An 18,969-nucleotide genomic window follows, 5' to 3' on the forward strand; every position below is an offset into this window, starting at 1 on the left:
AACGGGACGGGGTCTATTGTGCGGGGGATTTGGACGCGTCTGATCCAGAGATGCGAAAAAGTTATAAGTGGTTGAAACTGTGTGATCTTAGCTCGGGTTTACCGGGGATGAAGAGCGCTCTATCCCCTTCGGCGGCCATCGCCTCGTCGTACTTCGCCGCCAACCGATCCCTCTCTCTTAGAGAGAGGGAGGGGCCCGCCGCCGCAGGCGGTGGGAGGGTGAGTGGTTACGGTCTGGCCGATCGGAGCGCGGCCAGAATGCCGTTGGCTGTCCCGCCGGGATCGGCCAGGACCAGGTCGTTGTGGAATCTCAAGACCACGTACCCCAGCCGCTCCAGCGTATCGGTGCGACGGTCGTCGTAGTCTTCGCGGCCGTCATGCGCGGCGCCGTCGAGTTCCACGATCAGCTTGCCAGCCTCGCAGACGAAGTCAGCGAAATAACGGTCGATCGCAATCTGCCGCATGAACTTGAAGCCGGCGAGGCAGCGGTTGCGGACGAGCGCCCAGAGCGTCTTTTCCGCCAGGGTCTGATGCTGACGAAGGCGGCGGGCGTAGGCTGTCCGGTCCATGACCAAAGCCAGGGCACGGCCTTCCAGCGCTCGCAATCATAGGAATTGGGATTTTTCTTTAGGCGGCGAAACCACTCACCCTCCCACCGCTTCGCGGCGGGCCCCTCCCTCTCTCTAAGAGAGAGGGTTTTCCTTAGTGGCTCCGAGTGAACCTTTTAACGGTTCAGCGCTTTTACCCTCCGGCCCAAGCTTCAGTAATGGCCGAGGACCGTGAATGACCGACCCGCTGGCCCGGCGCGGCCTCTATCGACTGATCTACGCCAGCCGCGCGACCGATCCGGCCGGCCTGGACGAGGATCTGCCGGCCATCGTCGCCAAGTCGATCCAGAACAATCGCATCGACGACATCACCGGCTTCCTGGCGGCGGGGGAGGGGCGGTTCCTGCAGGTGCTGGAGGGGCCGGGCCAAGTGGTGGCCGAGGTCTATGAGCGCATCGGCCGCGATCCGCGCCACGACGAGATCGTGCTGATCGCCGACGGCCTGGCCGAGCGGCGGCTCTTTCGCGACTGGAACATGGGCCAGCGCCGTCTGGAAGCCGAAGACGCTTCGGCCCTTGCCGAGGTCGGGCTGGAGCACTTCACGCCGGCGGGACTGGACGAGGAGCGGGCCTTGCGCCTGCTGATCACCCTGGGCGCGCGGCACCTGCGCTAAAGAAAAAGGCCCGGATCGCTCCGGGCCTTTTCCCTATTCAGGCGACGCTTGGCCTCATTCGGCCAGGGCCGGCTCTTCGGCGTCGTCCGACTTGGCGGACTTGCCTTCCGAGGCGCTTTCGATCTCGAAGCCGATCTTGCCGTTCTCGAGCACCACCTTGACGTGGCCCCCGCGGATCAGGCGGCCGAACAGGATGTCGTCGGCCAGCGGCTTCTTGATGTGCTCCTGGATGACCCGGGCCAGCGGACGGGCGCCGTAGAGCTCGTCGAAGCCGTTCTTGGCCAGCCAGTCGGCCGCGTCGTCGGAAAGTTCGATCGTGATGTTGCGGTCGGCCAGTTGGGCCTCCAGCTGCATGACGAACTTCTGCACGACCTGGCGGATGATGTCCGCCGTCAGCGGCTTGAAGGCGACGGTTGCATCCAGGCGGTTGCGGAACTCCGGCGTGAACAGGCGCTTGAGGGCGGCCTCTTCCTCGCCTTCGACCTTGGCCCGGCCGAAACCGATCGACTGCCGCTGGGCGTCGGAGGCCCCCGCATTGGTGGTCATGATCAGGACCACGTTGCGGAAGTCGACCTTCTTGCCGTTGGAGTCGGTCAGGGTGCCGTGGTCCATGACCTGCAGCAGGATGTTGTAGATGTCGCTGTGGGCCTTCTCGATCTCGTCGAGCAGGACGACCGCGTGCGGATGCTGATCGACGGCGTCGGTCAGCTGGCCGCCCTGGTCGTAGCCTACATAGCCGGGAGGGGCGCCGATCAGGCGGCTCACGGTATGGCGCTCCATGTACTCCGACATGTCGAAGCGGATCATCTCGATGCCAAGCGTCTGGGCCAGCTGCTTGGCGGCTTCGGTCTTGCCGACGCCGGTGGGGCCGCTGAACAGATAGGAGCCGATCGGCTTGTTCGGATCGCGCAGGCCCGCCCGCGCCAGCTTCATGGCCGAGGACAGCTGGAGCAGCGCCTCGTCCTGCCCGAACACGGCGCGCTTCAGATCGGCCTCGAGTTCCTTGAGGGCCTCGGTGTCCGACTTGCTGACCGATTTCGGCGGGATGCGGGCGATCTTGGCGACGACGGCCTCGATCTCCTTGACGCCGATGGTCTTCTTGCGACGGCTTTCCGGCAGCAGCATCTGGCCCGCGCCCGCCTCGTCGATCACGTCGATCGCCTTGTCGGGCAGCTTGCGGTCGGTGATGTACTTGGCCGACAGCTCCACCGCGACCTTCAGGGCCTCGGCGGTGTACTTCAGCTTGTGGAAGTCCTCGTAGTAGGTTTTCAGGCCCTTGAGGATCTTGATGGTGTCTTCCACCGTCGGCTCGTTGACGTCGATCTTCTGGAAGCGACGGACCAGGGCCCGATCCTTCTCGAAGTGCTGACGGAACTCCTTGTAGGTCGTTGAGCCCATGCAGCGCAGGGTGCCCGAGGCCAGGGCCGGCTTCAGCAGGTTGGAGGCGTCCATGGCCCCGCCGCTGGTGGCGCCGGCGCCGATCACGGTGTGGATCTCGTCGATGAACAGCACCGCGTTGGGGTGGCTCTCGAGTTCCTTGACCACCTGCTTGACGCGTTCCTCGAAGTCGCCGCGATAGCGGGTGCCGGCCAGCAGCGCGCCCATGTCGAGCGAGTAGATGGTGGCTTCCGCCAGGACTTCGGGGACCTGGTGGGTGATGATCTTGCGCGCCAGGCCCTCGGCGATGGCGGTCTTGCCGACGCCGGGGTCGCCCACCAGCAGCGGGTTGTTCTTGGTGCGACGGCACAGGATCTGGATCGCGCGTTCGACTTCGTTCGCGCGGCCGATCAGGGGGTCGACCTTGCCCTGGCGGGCCTTTTCGTTGAGGTCGACGCAATAGGCCTCAAGGGCCTCGCCGCCGGTCTTGGTGTTGGGCTTTTCCTGGTCTTCCTCGACCGCGGTCGCGCCCTTGGCGGCCTTGGGCTCGGAAGCCCCGGCCTTCTTGGCGATGCCGTGGGCGATGAAGTTCACCGCGTCGTACCGCGTCATGTCCTGCTCTTGCAGGAAGTAGGCGGCGTGGCTCTCGCGCTCGGAGAAGATGGCGACCAGCACGTTGGCGCCGGTGACCTCCTCGCGGCCCGAGGACTGGACGTGGATGACGGCGCGCTGGATCACGCGCTGGAAGCCGGCCGTGGGCTTGGCGTCCTCTTCGTCGTCGACCACCAGGGAGGAGAGTTCGACGTCGAGATAGTTGACCAGGCTCTTCTTGAGCGCGGTCAGGTCGACGTCGCAGGCCCGCATGACGCCGGCGGCGTCGTCATCGTCGGTGAGCGACAACAGCAGGTGTTCGAGGGTCGCGTATTCGTGCTTTCGCTGGTTCGCGTAGGCGACGGCGCGGTGCAGGGATTCTTCGAGAGGACGCGAAAAAGAGGGCAAGGGGAGGCTCCTCAATCCTTTTCCATGGTGCACTGCAGCGGGTGCTGATGTCTGCGAGCTGAGTCGATCACTTGGGCAACCTTGGTCTCGGCGACTTCATAAGTGAAAACGCCGCAGACCCCGACACCGTTCTGGTGAACGTGCAACATGATCCTAGTCGCGTCTTCGCGCGACTTGTTGAAGAATCGTTCGAGCACGTAAACGACGAACTCCATGGGGGTGTAGTCGTCGTTAAGGATCAGTACGCGATACAACGAGGGCTTCTGCGTCTTCGGCTTCACTTCCGTGACGACCGAAGAGCCCGCGCCGTTATTTTGTCCGCCTTGCTTTCGCTCGGCCATCGACCGCTTTCTCCCGGCGGGCAAATCACCCGCCTTGTTGTGAATTAGATATGGCAAAGCGGCGGCTTGGGAAGAGGCCGCCGCCCGACTGCGCCGCTTTAACACAGGGGCGCCCTCGAAATCGGCTTCACGTTTGGGAGAGCGGCGAAGGGGGCCAGTGCGTTCCCGCGGCGAGGCTGCGAAATGGTGTGCGGCGTGGTGTCGCGCAAGGGGGAGTGTCCGCTTCGCGGCCCCCTCAGTCGGCTTTGCCGACAGCTCCCCCAGAGGGGGAGCATCTGCGCGGCATGGATCCTCCCCCTTTGGGGGAGGTGGCCCAGAGGGCCGGAGGGGGCCGCGAAGCGGCTAGCCCGTCACCGTGTAGATCATGATCCCCGTGGCCACCGACAGGTTCAGGCTGTCGGCGCGGCCGCGCATGGGGATCTTGACGTTGACGTCGCAGGCGGCGGCCAGTTCGGGGGGCAGGCCCTGCTGCTCGTTGCCCATCAGGATCAGCGACGGCTTCACGTAGTCGGCGCTCTTGTGGTCGACCGTGGCGGTCAGCAGGGTGCCGACGACGCTGCCGGGCCATTCCTCGCGCCAGGCCAGGAACTCCTGGATGGTGGCCTTGGCGATCTTGACGGCAAAGACCGAGCCCATGGTCGCCCGCACGCCCTCGACCGAATAGGGATCGACGCAGTCGCCGACCAGGATCACCCCGCCGGCGCCGGCCGCGTCGGCCGTGCGGATGATGGTGCCCAGGTTGCCCGGATCGCGGACGGCCTGCAGGGCCACCCAGCAGTCGGCGCTCTGCGGCACGATGGCCGACAGCGGCGTGTAGACCTGACGGAAGACGCCGACCACGGCCTGGGGATTGTCGCGGCGCGAGACCTTTTCGAGGATCTCGCGATTGACCTCGATGACCTCGCCGCCGGCGCCGGCGCAGGCCTTGGCGGCCTTTTGCAGCATCGGGTGGTCGGCGGCGTCGGGGCCGTACATCAGGATCTTGGGCGCGTGGCCGCAGTCGATCGCCTCGATGACGATCTTCAGGCCCTCGGCCAGGAACAGGCCGCTGTCCTCGCGCTCCTTGCGCATGTGCAGGGCGCGGACGGCCTTGACCGTGGCGTTGGTCAGGGAGGTGACGGTCTTGACGCTCATCTTCTCTCTCAAGCCTCCGACGACCAGCGGGCGAAGAACGACAGGCCGATCTGGCGGTCGCCCTTGTCCTCCACCAGGGACAGCTCGCCCCAGTCGATGACGCCGGCCCGTTCGGTCAGCGCCTGGGCCAGCAGGCCCGACATCGCCGCGCCCGAGACGCGGGCGGCATAGGCGTTCATCAGCAGGAAGTCGGCGTCCTCGGCCAGCAGCTGGGCGCAGTCGGCGGTCAGGGCCGGCAGGTCCTCGAACAGGCGCCAGACCTCGCCGTCGGGGCCGCGGCCGAATTTCGGCGGATCCAGGATGATGCCGTCATAGACGTTGCCGCGGCGCACCTCGCGGGCGACGAAGCGGCGGGCGTCCTCGACGATCCAGCGGATCGGCTTGTCGGCCAGGCCGGCGAAGGCGGCGTTCTCGCGCGCGAAGCCGACCGACTTCTTGGAGGCGTCGACGTGGGTGACGTGGGCGCCGGCCGCCGCGCAGACCAGGCTGGCGACGCCCGTGTAGCCGAACAGGTTGAGGATGCGGGGCTGGCGGCCGCGGGCCTTCACGAAGGCGCGTACGCGCTCGTCCTGCCAGGCCCAGTTGGCGGCTTGTTCGGGGAAGAAGGCCAGGTGGCGGAAGGGCGTGAACTGGCCGTGGAACTTGGCCTCGCCCCAGGCCAGGTCGAACTTCTCGATCGGCTTGCCGCGGAAGCGCCAGCGGCCGGCCTCTTCCTCGTCGGCGGGGTCGAACACGGCGTCGGCCTCGTCCCAGGCGCTGGCCGGCAGGCGCGGCTCCCAGAAGCACTGCGGCTCGGGACGGACGACGGTGTAGCGGCCGTAGCGCTCCAGCTTCTTGCCGCGCCCGCTGTCCAGCAGGGCGTAGTCGGCCCAGCCGGTGGTGCGCATGACGAGGGGAGAGGCGGCGATGGTCGGGTGCATGGCCACGCCATACGCGCTCAGCCCAAGCGTCGTCCAGCCCGCGGCGCGTGCGGGGTCTTGTCCCAGTGGTGCGGACGGCGCACGAACTGCCACAGCGCATGGCATCCGGCCCAGCCCTGGGCGAGCCAGATCCCCGGCATGGCCAGCAGGTCCAGCCACCTGGCCGAGCCGCCCGCGCGGCGGCGTCCGACGACGGCGGCGATGGCCGAGCCGCCCCAGGCGTAGAGCAGCAGGCACAGCCCCAGACCGTCGATCGCCGCTTGGCCGTCGGGCAGCAGGTCCAGCAGGAGCATCAGCACCACGACCGCGAAGATCGGCGCATGCAGGTGGACCGAGGTCAGGGACAGGAACAGCGTCAGGAACAGGGCCAGGGCCACGCGTGGTCGTCGGATCGCCGGGCCGCGCGCATGGACCAGCAGGGTCTGCAAATGCCCCTTGATCCAGCGCGCCCGCTGCGGCCGCCAGACGCTCCACTGGGTCGGGGCGGTCTCCAGCGTCGGCCGCTCGATGACGTCGACCGCGCAGCCGGCGGCCGCGAGGCGGAAGCCGACGTCGGCGTCCTCGGTGACATTGTAGGCGTCCCACCCGCCAATGGCGCGCAGTTGGGCCACCCGGAAGTGATTGCTGGTGCCGCCCAGCGGAAAGGTCAGCCGCCAGCGGGCCAGGGCCGGCAGCAGCACCTCGAAATGGGCGGCGTATTCCTGCTGGAACTGGCGGGCGAGAAAGCCGGAGATGGCCGGGATCTCGATGCGCAGCGGCGCTTGCAGGCAGGCCAGGATCTCGGGTCCCGCGGCGAAGCGGGCGGCGGCTTCGCGCAGCTGGCCCGAATCGGGCGCGTCCTCGGCGTCGTAGATCACCAGCAGCTCGCCGCGCGCCCGCTCCAGGGCGTGGTTGCAGGCGCGCGGCTTGGTCTTGGGGCCGCCGGCCGGCACGACCAGCACCTGGATGAAGGCCGGCAGGTCCAGGGCGTGGAAGGCCGCCAGGGTCTCGGCGTCGTCGGCCTCCAGCACGATCAGCACCTGCAGGCGGTCGCGCGGATAGTCGAGGCGGCCGAGATTGGCCACCAGCTCGGCGGCGATCGAGGCTTCCTTGTAGAGCGGCGCGATGACCGTGTAGGCGGGCAGGGCATCGTCCGGCAGCGGCGGGGCGGACCCTTGCCGGCGCGGCGTGCAGGCGGCCGCCAGGCGTAAGGTCGCCAGCAGGGCGAAGAGCAGCACGCCCGTCCATCGCAGCGCCTCCAGCGTGACGGCCGGCGCCAGCACCAAGCCCACGGCCAGACCGAGGGCCAAGGCGGCCAGCGTAGCACCCTGGGGCGGGCTCAGCCGGCGATGGGCGCCGTCGAGGACGGGCCAGGGCTGGAGGTCGGGCGCAGGTGGCAGGACATGATGGTCCTGCTCCTCGATATGCAGCCGCCGCTCTTCGCGCGCCATGTCGTTCCCCCAACCTTGGCCCTTTCGGCGGGAACGACTCGATTAACTCAACTATAAAGTGTCAAATGGAAAAATACGCGTTCTACGCAAAACCGGCGTTACGCTTGTCGGCCCTGGGTGATTCCCGTTTAGTGTGAGGCGGGGAAGTGGGAGACGTCCGTATCGTGACCGTTGCGTTGAAGAAGCCGCCGAGGTCCGCGCGCAAGCCCAAGGGCGACGGGCACATGCGCCGGGGCGAGATCCTGGCCGCCGCCGAGAAGATCTTCATCGCCGAAGGCTACGCCGGGGCGACGATCCGCAAGATCGCCGACGCCGTGGGCGTGTCGTCCACCGCGCTCTACATGCACTTCCGCGACAAGGACCAGATCCTGCTGGAGATCGGCCGCGAGGCCATCGAGCAGTTGCTGGCCATCAACGTCGCCCTGTCGCACGAGCCGATCGACGCCGTGGCCAAGGTGCGGCGCATGCTCGACGCCTACATGCGCTTCGCCTTCGACAATCCCAACACCTACCAGCTGGTGTTCTGCGGCTCGAGCGAGGCGATCTCGGTGGAGAAGCAACAGGCGGTGTCCGACCTCGGCGACGCCTGTTTCGACGAGTTCAGCGGTCCGATCCGCGAGATCGCCGCCGCGGGTCGGCTGAAGACCGGCACCGCCGAGAGCGCTGCCCAGGTGCTGTGGGCCGCCTGCCACGGCATCGTCTCGCTGGTCATCACCAAGCCCAGCCGCAACTGGGCCCCGGCCGAGGAGCTGATGCAGGTCACGCTCGACGGGGTGCTGCACGGGCTGATCGCGGAGTAGGGCTTCCTTCTTTGCGCTCCCTCTGATCGTCATCCCGGCCGCAGCGAAGCGGAGAGCCGAGACCCAGGGGCCGCCGCATGGCGTTGGCGACAGCCATCGGCAAGAGCCTGACCACTGCGCCCAGTCTCCTGGGTCCCGGGTCTACGGTCCGCTGCGCGGCCCTCCGCCCGGGATGACGAGGGAGGGGCTGGGCGAATTGGGGTCTGAAGCGCGCCAGCGTCGGCACGACTCCATCTCTCCCTTCCGGTAACCAGATGCCTTCAAAGCCTTGCGTCGCAGGGATTGGCGGAGGCGAGTCCCTGCCGGTCATCATCCGTGAGGGGAGGTTGGCGCCCGCTTTCCGGGCGCCGCCCAAGCTTTGGGCGCCATGCTGCTGCGCAGAAACGGGCGCCGCACCCGCGAAATAGCCGATAACGCCGGTTTTCAGATTGTCGGCGCCCCGACACGGTGCGTCCCTGATGACGACACGCGGGGCAACGACGTCCTGCGCGGGTCCTTAAAGGACCTACGCCGACGACGGGGTCGGCGACTGTTTTGGACAACGACGTCCGGAGGGGGCTCACGCCCTCGCCGGGCGTTTTTTTTTGGCCTGAGGGGAAGAGGCATGAACACGAAGAGGGCCGGGCTCACGCTCGGCGCTGGGCTCGCGGCGCTGCTCTGGGCGACGGGAACTTGCGCCCAAACGACAGCCGCTCCGGAGCAGCCGGCGGCCACGGAACCGGCTGCCGAACCGGCCGCGGACCCCGCGCCGGAGACGGCCGAGCCGCCGCCGCCCGCGCCCCCGCCGCCGACGTTCAGCGACCAGGTCGCGGCCGGCAAGGTGATCCTGGAGGTCCGCGCCCGCTATGAAGGCGTCGACCAGGCCAACCTGGCCGAAAAGGCCTCGGCCTTCACGGTGCGCACTCGTCTCGGCTGGGAGACCGCCGAGTTCCATGGCCTCAAGGGCCTGATCGAGTTCGAGGACGTCCGCCAGATCGGCGAGGAGCACTACGCCGTCAACGTGCCCGGCGCGACCACGCCGCCGCTGAACGGCGCCGACAAGGCCCGCTATCCGATCGTCAACGATCCCGACGTCACCGAGCTGAACCGCGCCCAGGTGACCTGGACGCCGAGTGCGGCGCTGCAGGTCACCGCCGGCCGCCAGCGCATCCTGCTCGACGACCAGCGCTTCGTCGGCGCCGTCGCCTGGCGGCAGGACGAGCAGACCTTCGACGGCGTGCGCACCGACTTCGCCCTGGGCCGGGTGAAGGGAACCTACGCCTACATCAACCACGTCAACCGCGTGCTGGGCGAACTGCGCGACTGGGACAGCGACAGCCACCTGCTGAATGTCACCTGGTCGCCGGCCGAGGCGCTGCGCCTGCAAGGCTTCGTCTACGCGCTCGACTTCGGCAATTCGGCGGTGAACTCGTCGATCACCAAGGGCGGCAAGGCCTCGGGCAAGACCTGGGTCGGGCTGTATCAGCTGGCCTACAACGCCACCTTCGCCCGCCAGAGCGACTATCACGGCAACACCGCGGCCTATGACCTCGACTATGTCGGCGGGGACGTGGCCGGCACGTTCGACATCTACACGCTGAAGCTTTCCTACGAGTCGCTGGAGGGCAACGGGACGCGGGGCTTCACCACGCCGCTGGCCACCGCCCACGCCTTCAACGGCTGGTCGGACGCCTTCGTCACGGGCGGCGGCAACAAGGGCTTCGCCGACGGGCTGGAGGACCTGAACCTCAGCCTCAACGTCAAGCCGCGCTTCAAGCGGACGTACTTCTTCAACAGCGACGTCGTGGTCCGCTACCACGACTTCAACGACCAGCGCACCGGCGCCGACCTGGGCCACGAGTGGAACGTGCAGGTCACCGCGGCGATCACGCCCAAGCTTTCGGTGCAGCTGAAGTACGCCGACTTCCAGCGCGAAACGACCGTGCCGGCCGGGACCCTGGCCCCGCCGGCCTCGCGGTCGAAGGCCTGGTTCACCCTCGAATACAAGCTCTGAGGCCGATCATGACCAAGACCGACACGACCGCCCCGCAGCAGGGCGTTTCCCGCCGCACGGCCCTGATCGGGGCCGCCGCGACCCTGGCCGCCGTCAAGGCCGCCTTCCCGGCCGGGGCGCACGCCGCCGGCGCGGGGCCGGAAGTCGCCAAGGCGCGGCTGGGTTTCATCGCTCTGACCGACAGCTCGCCGCTGATCATCGCCAAGGAGCGCGGCTTCTTCGCCAAGCACGGCCTGCCCGACATCGAGGTGGTCAAGCAGGCCTCGTGGGCGGCGACCCGCGACAACCTGGTGCTGGGCTCGGGCGGCGGCGGCATCGACGGGGCGCACATCCTGTCGCCCATGCCGCTGCAATTCAGCCTGGGCGTCCAGACCGGCGGCAAGCCGCTGCCGATGTACGTGCTGGCCAGGCTCAACACCAACGGCCAGGCGATCTCGGTCGGCAACGACCTGAAGGCCGTGAAGGTCGGGCTGCAGGCGGGCGGGGCCAAGGCCAAGTTCGCCCAGCTGAAGGCGGCCGGGAACATCGCCAAGATCGCCATGACCTTCCGGGGCGGCACCCACGACCTGTGGGTTCGCTACTGGCTGGCCGCGGCGGGCATCAACCCCGACATCGACGTCTCGACCATCGTCATCCCGCCGCCGCAGATGGTGGCCAACCTCAAGGCCGGCACCCAGGACGCCTTCTGCGTGGGCGAGCCGTGGAACGGCCAGACCGTCAACCAGAAGATCGGCTACACGGCCACGACCACCAGCGAGATCTGGATGAACCATCCGGAGAAGGCTCTGGGGATGCGGGCCGACTGGGTGGACAAGTATCCGCGCGCCGCCCAGGCCCTGACCGCCGCCGTGCTGGAAGCCCAGATGTGGTGCGACAAGCCGGCCAACAAGGCGGCCATGTGCTCGATCGTCTCGGGCCGGCAGTACATCAACGTGCCGATGGGCGACATCCTGCCCCGCCAGCAGGGCGTCATCGACTATGGCGACGGCCGCAAGGTCACCGGCTCGCCGCACGTCATGAAGTTCTGGGCCGACAACGCCAGCTTCCCCTTCAAGTCGCACGATCTGTGGTTCGTCACCGAGAACATCCGCTGGGGCGTGATCCCGCAGGGCACGAACAAGCAGGCGCTGGTCAACAAGGTCAACCGCTCGGACATCTGGCGCGCCGCCGCCAAGGTCATCGGCCAGACCGGTCCGGCCGGCGACAGCCGCGGCCCCGAGAAGTTCTTCGACGGCAAGGTGTTCGACCCGGCCAATCCGGGCGCCTACCTGGCCAGCCAGCCCATCAAGAAGCTCGCCTGAGGAAGGGAAACGCCATGACCTATCCCAAGCCCGACTTCGCCGAGGCCGCGCCTGTCGCGGTTCCGGCGGGGGCCTCGCCACCGGCAACGGCGTCGGCGGCGCAGGCTGCGCCGGCCGCCCCGAAGGGCCCAGGGGCGGCCGGCCTCGCCCGACAGGCCAAGGCGGTCGCGGCCGCCGTCCTGCCGCCGGCCCTGACCGTGCTGGTCATACTGGCCGTGTGGCAGGGCGTGTGCGGCGACTCCTATGACGGCCTGCCGTCGCCCTCGCGCATCTGGCTGGAGTCCAAGGAGCTGATCGTCGATCCGTTCTACGACCGGGGCGGGGTGGACAAGGGCCTGTTCTGGCACGTGCTGACTAGCCTCAAGCGCGTGGCCCTGGGCTTCTCGATCTCGGCGGTGTGCGGCATTGGCCTCGGCGTGCTGATCGGCGCCAACCGCTGGGCGCACCGAGGCCTGGATCCGATCTTCCAGGTGCTGCGGACCGTGCCGCCGCTGGCCTGGCTGCCGATCTCGCTGGCGGCCTTCCACGAGGCCAATCCGTCGGCCCTGTTCGTGATCTTCGTCACCTCGATCTGGCCGATCATCATCAACACCGCCGTCGGCGTGCGCAACATCCCCGAGGACTATCGCAACGTCGCCCGGGTGCTGCGGCTGTCGCCGATCGAATACTTCTTCAAGATCCTGCTGCCGGCGACCACGCCCTACATCTTCACGGGCCTGCGCATCGGGGTGGGGATGAGCTGGCTGGCCATCGTCGCCTCGGAAATGCTGCTGGGCGGCGTCGGCGTCGGCTTCTTCATCTGGGACCAGTACAACGCCTCGCGCATCTCCGACATCGTCGTGGCCCTGGCCTGGGTGGGCCTGACGGGCTTCGCCCTCGACCGCATCGTCGCCCTCCTGGGCCGCATCGTCTCCCGCGGCAACGCGGCCAGCTGAGAAGGACAAGCATCATGGGCAAGGCCTATCTCTCCATCGAGAACCTCGGCGTCACCTTCGGGCACGGCGCGGGCGCTTCCGAAGTGCTGCGCGGCGTCGAGCTTCAGGTCGACAAGGGCGAGTTCGTCTCGATCATCGGCCATTCGGGCTGCGGCAAGTCCACCCTGCTGAACGTGGTGGCGGGTCTCGTGCCGGCCTCCACGGGGGCGGTGATCCTCGACCGCGAGGCCGTCAGCGCGCCGGGGCCGGAGCGGGCGGTGGTGTTCCAGAACCACTCGCTGCTGCCGTGGTTGTCGGTGCGCGAGAACGTGCAGCTGGCGGTCGACAAGGTGTTCGGCGGCAAGAAATCGGCGGCCGAACGCCGTGAGTGGACGCTGCACAATCTCGAACTGGTCAAGATGACCCACGCCAAGGACAAGCGGCCTTCGGAGATCTCCGGCGGCATGAAGCAGCGGGTCGGCATCGCCCGGGCGCTGGCGATGCAGCCCAAGGTGCTGCTGCTGGACGAGCCGTTCGGGGCGCTGGACGCCCTGACCCGCGCCCATCTTCAGGACAGCGTCATGGAGATCCAGGCGACCCTCAACAACACCGTGCTGATGGTCACCCACGACGTCGACGAGGCGGTGCTGCTGTCGGACCGGATCGTGATGATGACCAACGGTCCGCGCGCCACGATCGGGCAGGTGCGTCCGGTGGACCTGGCCCGGCCGCGCGACCGCCTGGCCGTGGCCGAGAACGGGTCGTACGTCCACGCCCGGGCGGCGGTGATCGAGTTCCTCTACACGCGGCGCGCGGCTTAGGGAGGCGGGAGCGGCGGTATTGGTCCGCCGCTTCCCTGGTTCGTCATCCCGGCCGGAGCGCGTAGCGCGCAGAGCCGGGACCCAGGGGTCGCCGCAGTGCGCCGGCGGCCGCTGTGGCGGATGATCAGGAGGCTGCGCCCAGTCCCCTGGGTCCCGGATAGCCGCTGCGCGGCTTCCGGGATGACGCTGATTTTAGGTGGAGAAGGTCCTTACCCCGCCAGTTGCTGGCGAAGGTCGTCGAGGGTGCCCTGGATGTGCTCGGCGACCAGGGCCTCGACCGTGGCGCCGTCGCCGGCCTTCCAGGCGTCGAGGATCTGGCGGTGCTCGCGGCTGGCGCGCTCGTCGCGGCCCAGGGGCTCCAGGTGGATGCGGACGTAGCGCTCCGACAGGATCTGCAGCCGCTCGACCAACTGGACGGTGATGTGGCCGCCTGGCTGCACCAGGCTCATGTGGAAGGCGTGGTTGAAGGTCACGTGGTCGCCGCCGGGCTTGCTGAGCTCGGCTTCCAGGGCGGCGAGGGCGGCTTCGGCGCGGGCGTGGTCGACGGGACCGGCCTTGCGGGCCGCGTCGGCGGCGGCGCCCGGTTCCAGCTTCAGGCGCAGGGCGAAGACCTCGGCGGCCTCTTCCGTCGAGGCCGGCCGCACCACGTAGCCGCGGTTGGGATAGGAGCTGAGCAGGCCGTCCTGCTCCAGGCGGCTGAGGGCTTCGCGCAGGGGGATCTTGGAGACGCCCAGTTCGCCGGCGATGGTGTCCTGCCGCACGGCCGCGCCGGGCGCCATGGCGCCGGTGAGGATCCGCCCACGCACGATCTCGTAGGTCTGGTCCGACAGGGTGCGAACGACGATGCTCATAGGCGGCAAACTCAACCCTGGAACGGCGCCCCCGCGCCGAGGCGCTTCGTATAGCAGATTATAGGGGGCCTCGGATTAAAGCTGGGTCATTTCAAAATGTACGAAAGCCCGTCAATTCGTGGGATCGCCTGGCGGTGAAAATCGGGCCGGCCGCGAGGAAGAACTGTCATGAAGCCGTGATAGCGCCCGCTGATGCCTCCGGAGCTCGCCCCTTCCACGCCGTTGCGTCCTTCGGCGCGTCGCGCGTCATGACCGACCTGGCCAGCCTGCGCGCCCAGCGCGACGAGCTCTATCACTTCATCGTCCGGCGCACGCGCGACCCGGCGGCGGCCGACGACTTGGTGCAGGAAACCTTCGCGCGGCTGCTGACCTATGAGCAGGCCCGCACCGTCGCCGACCGCGCGGCGCTGGGCTACCGCATCGCCCTCAACCTGGTCCGCGACCACTTCCGCAGCCGCAAGCGGCGGCCGGTCGAGGCCCTGGACGACGACATCCCCTGCCAAGCCCCGGCGCCGGAGCAGATCCTCATGCATCGCCAGAAGGTCGAGGTGTTCGGCAAGGTGCTGGACGCCATGCCGCCGCTGCGCCGCGACGTCTTCATCCGCCGGCGCCTGCACGGCCAGACGACGCGCGAGATCGCCGCCGCCCTGGCCATGAACGAGGCCGCGGTCGAAAAGCACGTGGTGCGGGCGCTGGAGCAGCTGCATCGCGAAGTGGCCAAGGCCGAGCGGCGCGCCGCGGGAGGCCGCCGATGAGCCGCGCCCGCCTGAACGCCGCGCACTGGGCCGCCCGCCGCTTCGATCCGGCCTTCCGCGACGAGGCGGGCCTGGAGGCCTGGAAGTTGGCCGACCCGGCCAACGCCGAGGCCTTCGACCAGATCTGGGGCGTCGGCCAGGATCCGGCCCTGGTCGAGGCCATGGCCCTGAACGTCCAGCGCCGTGCGGTTCGCGCCCGGCGGCCGGGACCGATCGCCGCCCTGGCCGGCGGTCTGGTCGCCTGCGGCCTGGCCGTGGCCGCGACCCTGGCCTGGCCGCAGTTGCAACTGATGACCGTCAAGCCGGCGGCCTTCGAGACGGGGCGGGGACAGCACCACACGGTGACCCTGGCCGACGGCACGCGCGTGACGTTGGACGGCGACACCCGGCTGGAGGTGCGGCTGGGCGACCATCGCCGCGAGGTCGCCCTGACCCAGGGCGAGGCCTATTTCGACGTCGCCCACGACGAGGCGCGGCCGTTCACGGTGAAGACCGCCGAGGGCTCGGCCCGGGTGCTGGGCACGGCCTTCGACCTGGAGCTCAGCCACGAGCGCGGGCCGGGGCGGGTGGAGCTGTCGGTGCATCGCGGCCGCGTGCGCCTGGCGCCCAGCGGCCTGATCCATCGCACCGCCGTGCTGACCGCCGGCCAGCGGGCCTTCGCGGCCGAGGGGCGGCTGTCGCGGGTCAAGACCTTCGACCCGGCCGCCGACGACTGGCGCTCGGGCTGGCTGGAGACCGACGGCGTCACCCTGGCGCGGCTGGTCGAGCGGCTGAACCGCGCCTCGCCGACGCCGATCGTCGTCGAGGGCGAGGACCTGTCGCGCCAGCGGGTGGCCGGCCGCTTCCGCCTCGACGAGCCGGACGTGCTGGTGCGCAACCTGGCCCTGGTGCACGGCTTCAAGGTCAGGGAAGGCGAGGGCGGTCTCGTCCTCTCCCGTTGAGCTCGTCGCGGAAACTTCACAAAAATCCCTGTCCTGTCGGAGGGGCCGCCAGCGTCTTTCCCGCCGAAGCCGGCCTCACGCCGCGCGAACTCGGGGATAGACCATGACCTTCAAGATCTGGCTCGGCACGGCCTCCGCCGCCGCCCTGCTGACGGCGAGCCCGGCCCTGGCCGCGCCCGCCCAGAAGCCCGCCCTGGCCATTCCGGCCGGCGACCTGTCGACGGCCCTGCCGGCCTTCTCGCGCGCCACGGGCCTGCAGGTGCTGGCCGATCCGGCCCTGCTGGCCGGCAAGCGCACCGGCGGCGTGCGCGGCGAGGTCGACGCCGAGAGCGGCCTCGTCCAACTGCTGCGCGGCACCGGCCTGACCTACGTCCGCAACGGCGGCGCGGCGGTGCTGCGCCCGGCCGCCCAGAAGATCTCGACCGCCGCGACCCCGGTCGCCCGCGCCGAGGCCGCGTCGGCTCCGGCCGCCGCCGAGCCGGTCGCCGAAGAGCCGGCCACCGTCGAGGAGATCGTCGTCACCGGCGGCTTCGCCAGCTCGCTGGCCCGGGCCCTGGCCGACAAGCGCAAGGCCGCCAACGTCGTCGACGCCATCTCGGCCGAGGACATCGGCAAGTTCCCGTCCAACAACATCGCCGAGGCCCTGCAACGGGTGCCGGGCGTGGCCATCACCCGCGATCGCGGCGAGGGCCTGTTCGTCCGCGTGCGCGGCCTGGGTCCCAACTTCCAGATCGTCACCCTGAACGGCCGCAGCGCCGCGGTGAACGAGAACATGCGCGACAGCGGCCAGAGCGGCCGCCAGTTCCGCTTCGACACCCTGCCGTCCGAGCTGGTGGCCGGCGTCGAGGTCGGCAAGACCCCGCTGGCCTCGCTGGACGAAGGCGCGATCGGCGGCGTGGTCGACATCAAGACCTTTCGCCCCCTGACCCTGGGCAAGAACACCATGGCCGCCTCGGTGACGGCCAGCCATCCGGAACTGGCCGGCAAGACCGACCCGCGCGCCTCGGGCCTGATCAGCTGGGTCAATGACGACAAGAGCTTCGGCGCCCTGCTGGCCCTGGTCTACGACCAGCGCACCCTGCGCCAGGACCGCGTCACCGGCGTGGGCTGGAGCTATGTCGACACCTCCACGACCCTGGGCAAGAGCCTGGCGGCGCAGGGGATCAACCTCTATCCGACCGCCATCCGCCCGACCCTCGAGCGCGAGGACCGCGAGCGCAAGGGCCTGGTGTTCTCGGCCCAGTATCGCCCGACCGACGCCACCGAGATCACCTTCGACGCCAGCTACACCCACCTGGACGACCACTATGACGAGCTGACCTATTCGGTCGACCAGACGGTCTCGACCCTGGTGCCCGGCACGGCGGTGGTCCGCGACGGCACCCTGGTCGGCGGCACGGTCACCTCGACCAGCCAGATCGGCCGCGAGGTCAGCGACCTGGCGCACGACAACCTGATGCTGGCCGTCAACGCCAAGCAGCGGATCGGCGAATGGACCTTCTCGGGCGACGCGGCCTATGCCCGCGCCTATTCGGAGACCTCCAAGCCGATCACCCGCACGCGCCTGCTGGGCACGATCGGCCAGACGACCTTCAACATGACCAAGGCCGACGACGAGGACCTGCCCAGCGTCACCCTGGCGACCACCAACCTGTCGAACCCCTCGCTGCTGCCGTTCCGCCGCATCGAGTACCGCGTCAACGACTCGCTGGACCTGGAAAAGGCCCTGCAGGCCGACGCCGAGCGTCCGGTCGAATGGGGCCCGTTCAACCGCATCGCCTTCGGCGTGAAGTTCCGCGAGCGCGAGCGCACCTATAACCGCGCCGACATCAACTACACGACCAACCTGGCCGGCAAGTACTTCGACGCCAGCTATTTCGAGGCCTTCCCGGTCAGCGACTTCCTCGGCGACGTGGGCGGCAACCTGCCGCGCACCTGGGTCATGCCCAATCCCGAGAAGTTCTGGGCCCTGGCCGACAAGAGCCAGCTGGGCACCGCTCGCGCCGACAAGCGCAACTCCTACTTCGTGTCGGAAGAGATCCTGGCCGGCTACGCCCTGACCGACATCGACACCAAGATCGCCGAGCTGCCGCTGCGCGGCGAGGTCGGCGTGCGCGTGGCCAACACCAAGCAGGTCTCGGCCGGCCATGCCGACAACGGCAGCGCCGCCATCCCGGTGCGCTACGAGAAGAGCTATACCGACGTGCTGCCGACGGCCAACTTCGCCCTCGACATCACCGACACCCTGCAGGCCCGCGTCGCGGTGGCCAAGGTGATCACCCGTCCGTCGCTGGCCGATCTGGCCCCGCGCCTGACGCTGAACTCGTCGGGCACGGTGCTGACGGCGGTGGGCGGCAATCCGGAGCTGAAGCCCTTCGAGGCCTGGCAGTACGACGCCACGCTGGAATGGTACTTCGCCCCCGGCAGCGCCCTGATCGCCGGCGCCTTCTACAAGGACATCACCACCTTCGTTTACAGCCAGAAGACCAACATCGTGGTCGACGGCCAGACCTACCAGCTGACCTCGCCGACCAATGGCGGCAAGGCCAGCATCCAGGGCGTGGAGCTGGCCTACCAGCACCTGTTCAAGAACCTGCCCGCGCCGTTCGACGGGCTCGGCTTCCTGGCCAACTACACCTACACCGACACCGAGGCGACCTACTCGGCGACGCTGAAGGACCAGATGGTCAACGTCGCCAAGAACAGCTTCAACCTGACCGGCTTCTACGAAAAGGACCGCATCGCGGCCCGGGCCAGCTACAGCTGGGTGGACGACGTGCTGCAGGACGTCGGCGGGGCGGGCCTGTCGGCCCTCAACGACGCGGCCTTCGGCTCGCTGGACGCCAGCATCAGCTACAAGATCACCCCGCAGATCACCGCGGCGCTGGAAGGCCAGAACCTGACCGACGCGGCCCAGTGGCAGTTCGTCAAGGGCGGCTGGTTCGGCGGCTACACCAAGTACGGCCGCACGGTGAGCTTCGGCCTGCGGGCGAAGTTCTAGGCGCCCTTTCCCCAACTGATGTCATCGCCCGCTTCATGCGGGCGACCCAAGCAGAGCTTGCCGAATTTGGCAGGCCGCTTGGGTCGCCCGGACAAGCCGGGCGATGACTTTGGAGAAGGGGAGTAGTCATCTTCTGTCTACGGATCATTCCTGCTCGGCCTGGCGCCCGAT

Annotated in this window: 16 protein-coding genes; 9 read left to right on the forward strand and 7 right to left on the reverse strand. The window is 68.7% G+C overall.

The genetic code is table 11. The features are described 5' to 3' along the window. Positions 1-226 precede the first annotated feature (226 nt). Positions 227-568 (reverse strand): endonuclease domain-containing protein, encoded by a 342-nt coding sequence (locus tag I4Q42_RS23270; RefSeq protein WP_198578484.1) that lies wholly within the window; start codon positions 566-568, stop codon positions 227-229. A 214-nt stretch (positions 569-782) separates the two neighbouring features. Between I4Q42_RS23270 and I4Q42_RS23275 the strand changes: the two genes are divergently transcribed. Then, entirely contained in the window at positions 783-1,220 is a 438-nt protein-coding gene (locus I4Q42_RS23275; protein WP_198578485.1) for a BLUF domain-containing protein, read from the forward strand. A 54-nt stretch (positions 1,221-1,274) separates the two neighbouring features. Here I4Q42_RS23275 and clpA read toward each other — a convergent pair whose 3' ends face one another. From clpA to I4Q42_RS23300, 5 genes are all read right to left on the reverse strand, one after another. After that, positions 1,275-3,596 (reverse strand): ATP-dependent Clp protease ATP-binding subunit ClpA, encoded by a 2,322-nt coding sequence (gene clpA, locus I4Q42_RS23280; protein WP_198578486.1) that lies wholly within the window; start codon positions 3,594-3,596, stop codon positions 1,275-1,277. A gap of 11 nt (positions 3,597-3,607) precedes the next feature. Then, the gene (clpS, locus tag I4Q42_RS23285) at positions 3,608-3,937 is read right to left on the reverse strand and encodes an ATP-dependent Clp protease adapter ClpS (RefSeq protein WP_101715544.1); all 330 of its coding nucleotides are present in this window, start codon (positions 3,935-3,937) and stop codon (positions 3,608-3,610) included. Positions 3,938-4,279: 342 nt separating this feature from the next. After that, positions 4,280-5,071, reverse strand: coding sequence for a TrmH family RNA methyltransferase (locus I4Q42_RS23290; protein ID WP_198578487.1), 792 nt, complete (start codon positions 5,069-5,071; stop codon positions 4,280-4,282). 8 nt (positions 5,072-5,079) lie between these two features. Continuing rightward, positions 5,080-5,991 carry a class I SAM-dependent methyltransferase gene (locus I4Q42_RS23295; protein WP_198578488.1) on the reverse strand — a complete coding sequence of 304 codons (912 nt, stop codon included), beginning with the start codon at positions 5,989-5,991 and terminating at the stop codon, positions 5,080-5,082. A gap of 17 nt (positions 5,992-6,008) precedes the next feature. After that, positions 6,009-7,421, reverse strand: coding sequence for a glycosyltransferase (locus tag I4Q42_RS23300; protein ID WP_198578489.1), 1,413 nt, complete (start codon positions 7,419-7,421; stop codon positions 6,009-6,011). Between the two features lie 164 nt (positions 7,422-7,585). On the opposite strand from I4Q42_RS23300, the gene I4Q42_RS23305 reads away from it, so the two are divergent. The 5 genes from I4Q42_RS23305 (at position 7,586) to I4Q42_RS23325 (ending at position 13,250) form a co-directional block, all read left to right on the forward strand. Further along, on the forward strand, positions 7,586-8,221 hold the full coding sequence (locus I4Q42_RS23305; RefSeq protein WP_198578490.1) for a TetR/AcrR family transcriptional regulator: 636 nt from the start codon (positions 7,586-7,588) through the stop codon (positions 8,219-8,221). Positions 8,222-8,825: 604 nt separating this feature from the next. Further along, positions 8,826-10,214: an alginate export family protein gene (locus tag I4Q42_RS23310; RefSeq protein WP_198578491.1), complete on the forward strand. Its 1,389-nt coding sequence runs from the start codon at positions 8,826-8,828 to the stop codon at positions 10,212-10,214. A gap of 8 nt (positions 10,215-10,222) precedes the next feature. After that, complete coding sequence (locus tag I4Q42_RS23315) at positions 10,223-11,515, forward strand: CmpA/NrtA family ABC transporter substrate-binding protein (RefSeq protein ID WP_198578492.1); 1,293 nt, start codon at positions 10,223-10,225, stop codon at positions 11,513-11,515. Positions 11,516-11,529: 14 nt separating this feature from the next. Beyond that, the gene (gene ntrB, locus I4Q42_RS23320) at positions 11,530-12,450 is read left to right on the forward strand and encodes a nitrate ABC transporter permease (RefSeq protein ID WP_198578493.1); all 921 of its coding nucleotides are present in this window, start codon (positions 11,530-11,532) and stop codon (positions 12,448-12,450) included. A 14-nt stretch (positions 12,451-12,464) separates the two neighbouring features. Continuing rightward, positions 12,465-13,250 (forward strand): ABC transporter ATP-binding protein, encoded by a 786-nt coding sequence (locus I4Q42_RS23325; protein WP_198578494.1) that lies wholly within the window; start codon positions 12,465-12,467, stop codon positions 13,248-13,250. Between the two features lie 209 nt (positions 13,251-13,459). Here I4Q42_RS23325 and I4Q42_RS23330 read toward each other — a convergent pair whose 3' ends face one another. Next, on the reverse strand, positions 13,460-14,101 hold the full coding sequence (locus I4Q42_RS23330; protein WP_198578495.1) for a GntR family transcriptional regulator: 642 nt from the start codon (positions 14,099-14,101) through the stop codon (positions 13,460-13,462). A gap of 248 nt (positions 14,102-14,349) precedes the next feature. On the opposite strand from I4Q42_RS23330, the gene I4Q42_RS23335 reads away from it, so the two are divergent. The 3 genes from I4Q42_RS23335 to I4Q42_RS23345 all read left to right on the forward strand — a co-directional run bounded on the left by I4Q42_RS23335 (position 14,350) and on the right by I4Q42_RS23345 (position 18,798). Further along, entirely contained in the window at positions 14,350-14,856 is a 507-nt protein-coding gene (locus I4Q42_RS23335) for an RNA polymerase sigma factor (protein ID WP_198578496.1), read from the forward strand. Then, positions 14,853-15,797, forward strand: a complete 945-nt coding sequence (locus I4Q42_RS23340) for a FecR family protein (RefSeq protein WP_198578497.1) — start codon at positions 14,853-14,855, stop codon at positions 15,795-15,797. Before I4Q42_RS23335 ends, I4Q42_RS23340 begins: the two co-directional genes overlap by 4 nt. A 103-nt stretch (positions 15,798-15,900) precedes the next feature. Beyond that, complete coding sequence (locus tag I4Q42_RS23345) at positions 15,901-18,798, forward strand: TonB-dependent receptor (protein ID WP_198578498.1); 2,898 nt, start codon at positions 15,901-15,903, stop codon at positions 18,796-18,798. Positions 18,799-18,969: the final 171 nt, after the last annotated feature.

The organism is Caulobacter hibisci (genome assembly GCF_016135805.1).
GTDB lineage: Bacteria > Pseudomonadota > Alphaproteobacteria > Caulobacterales > Caulobacteraceae > Caulobacter > Caulobacter hibisci.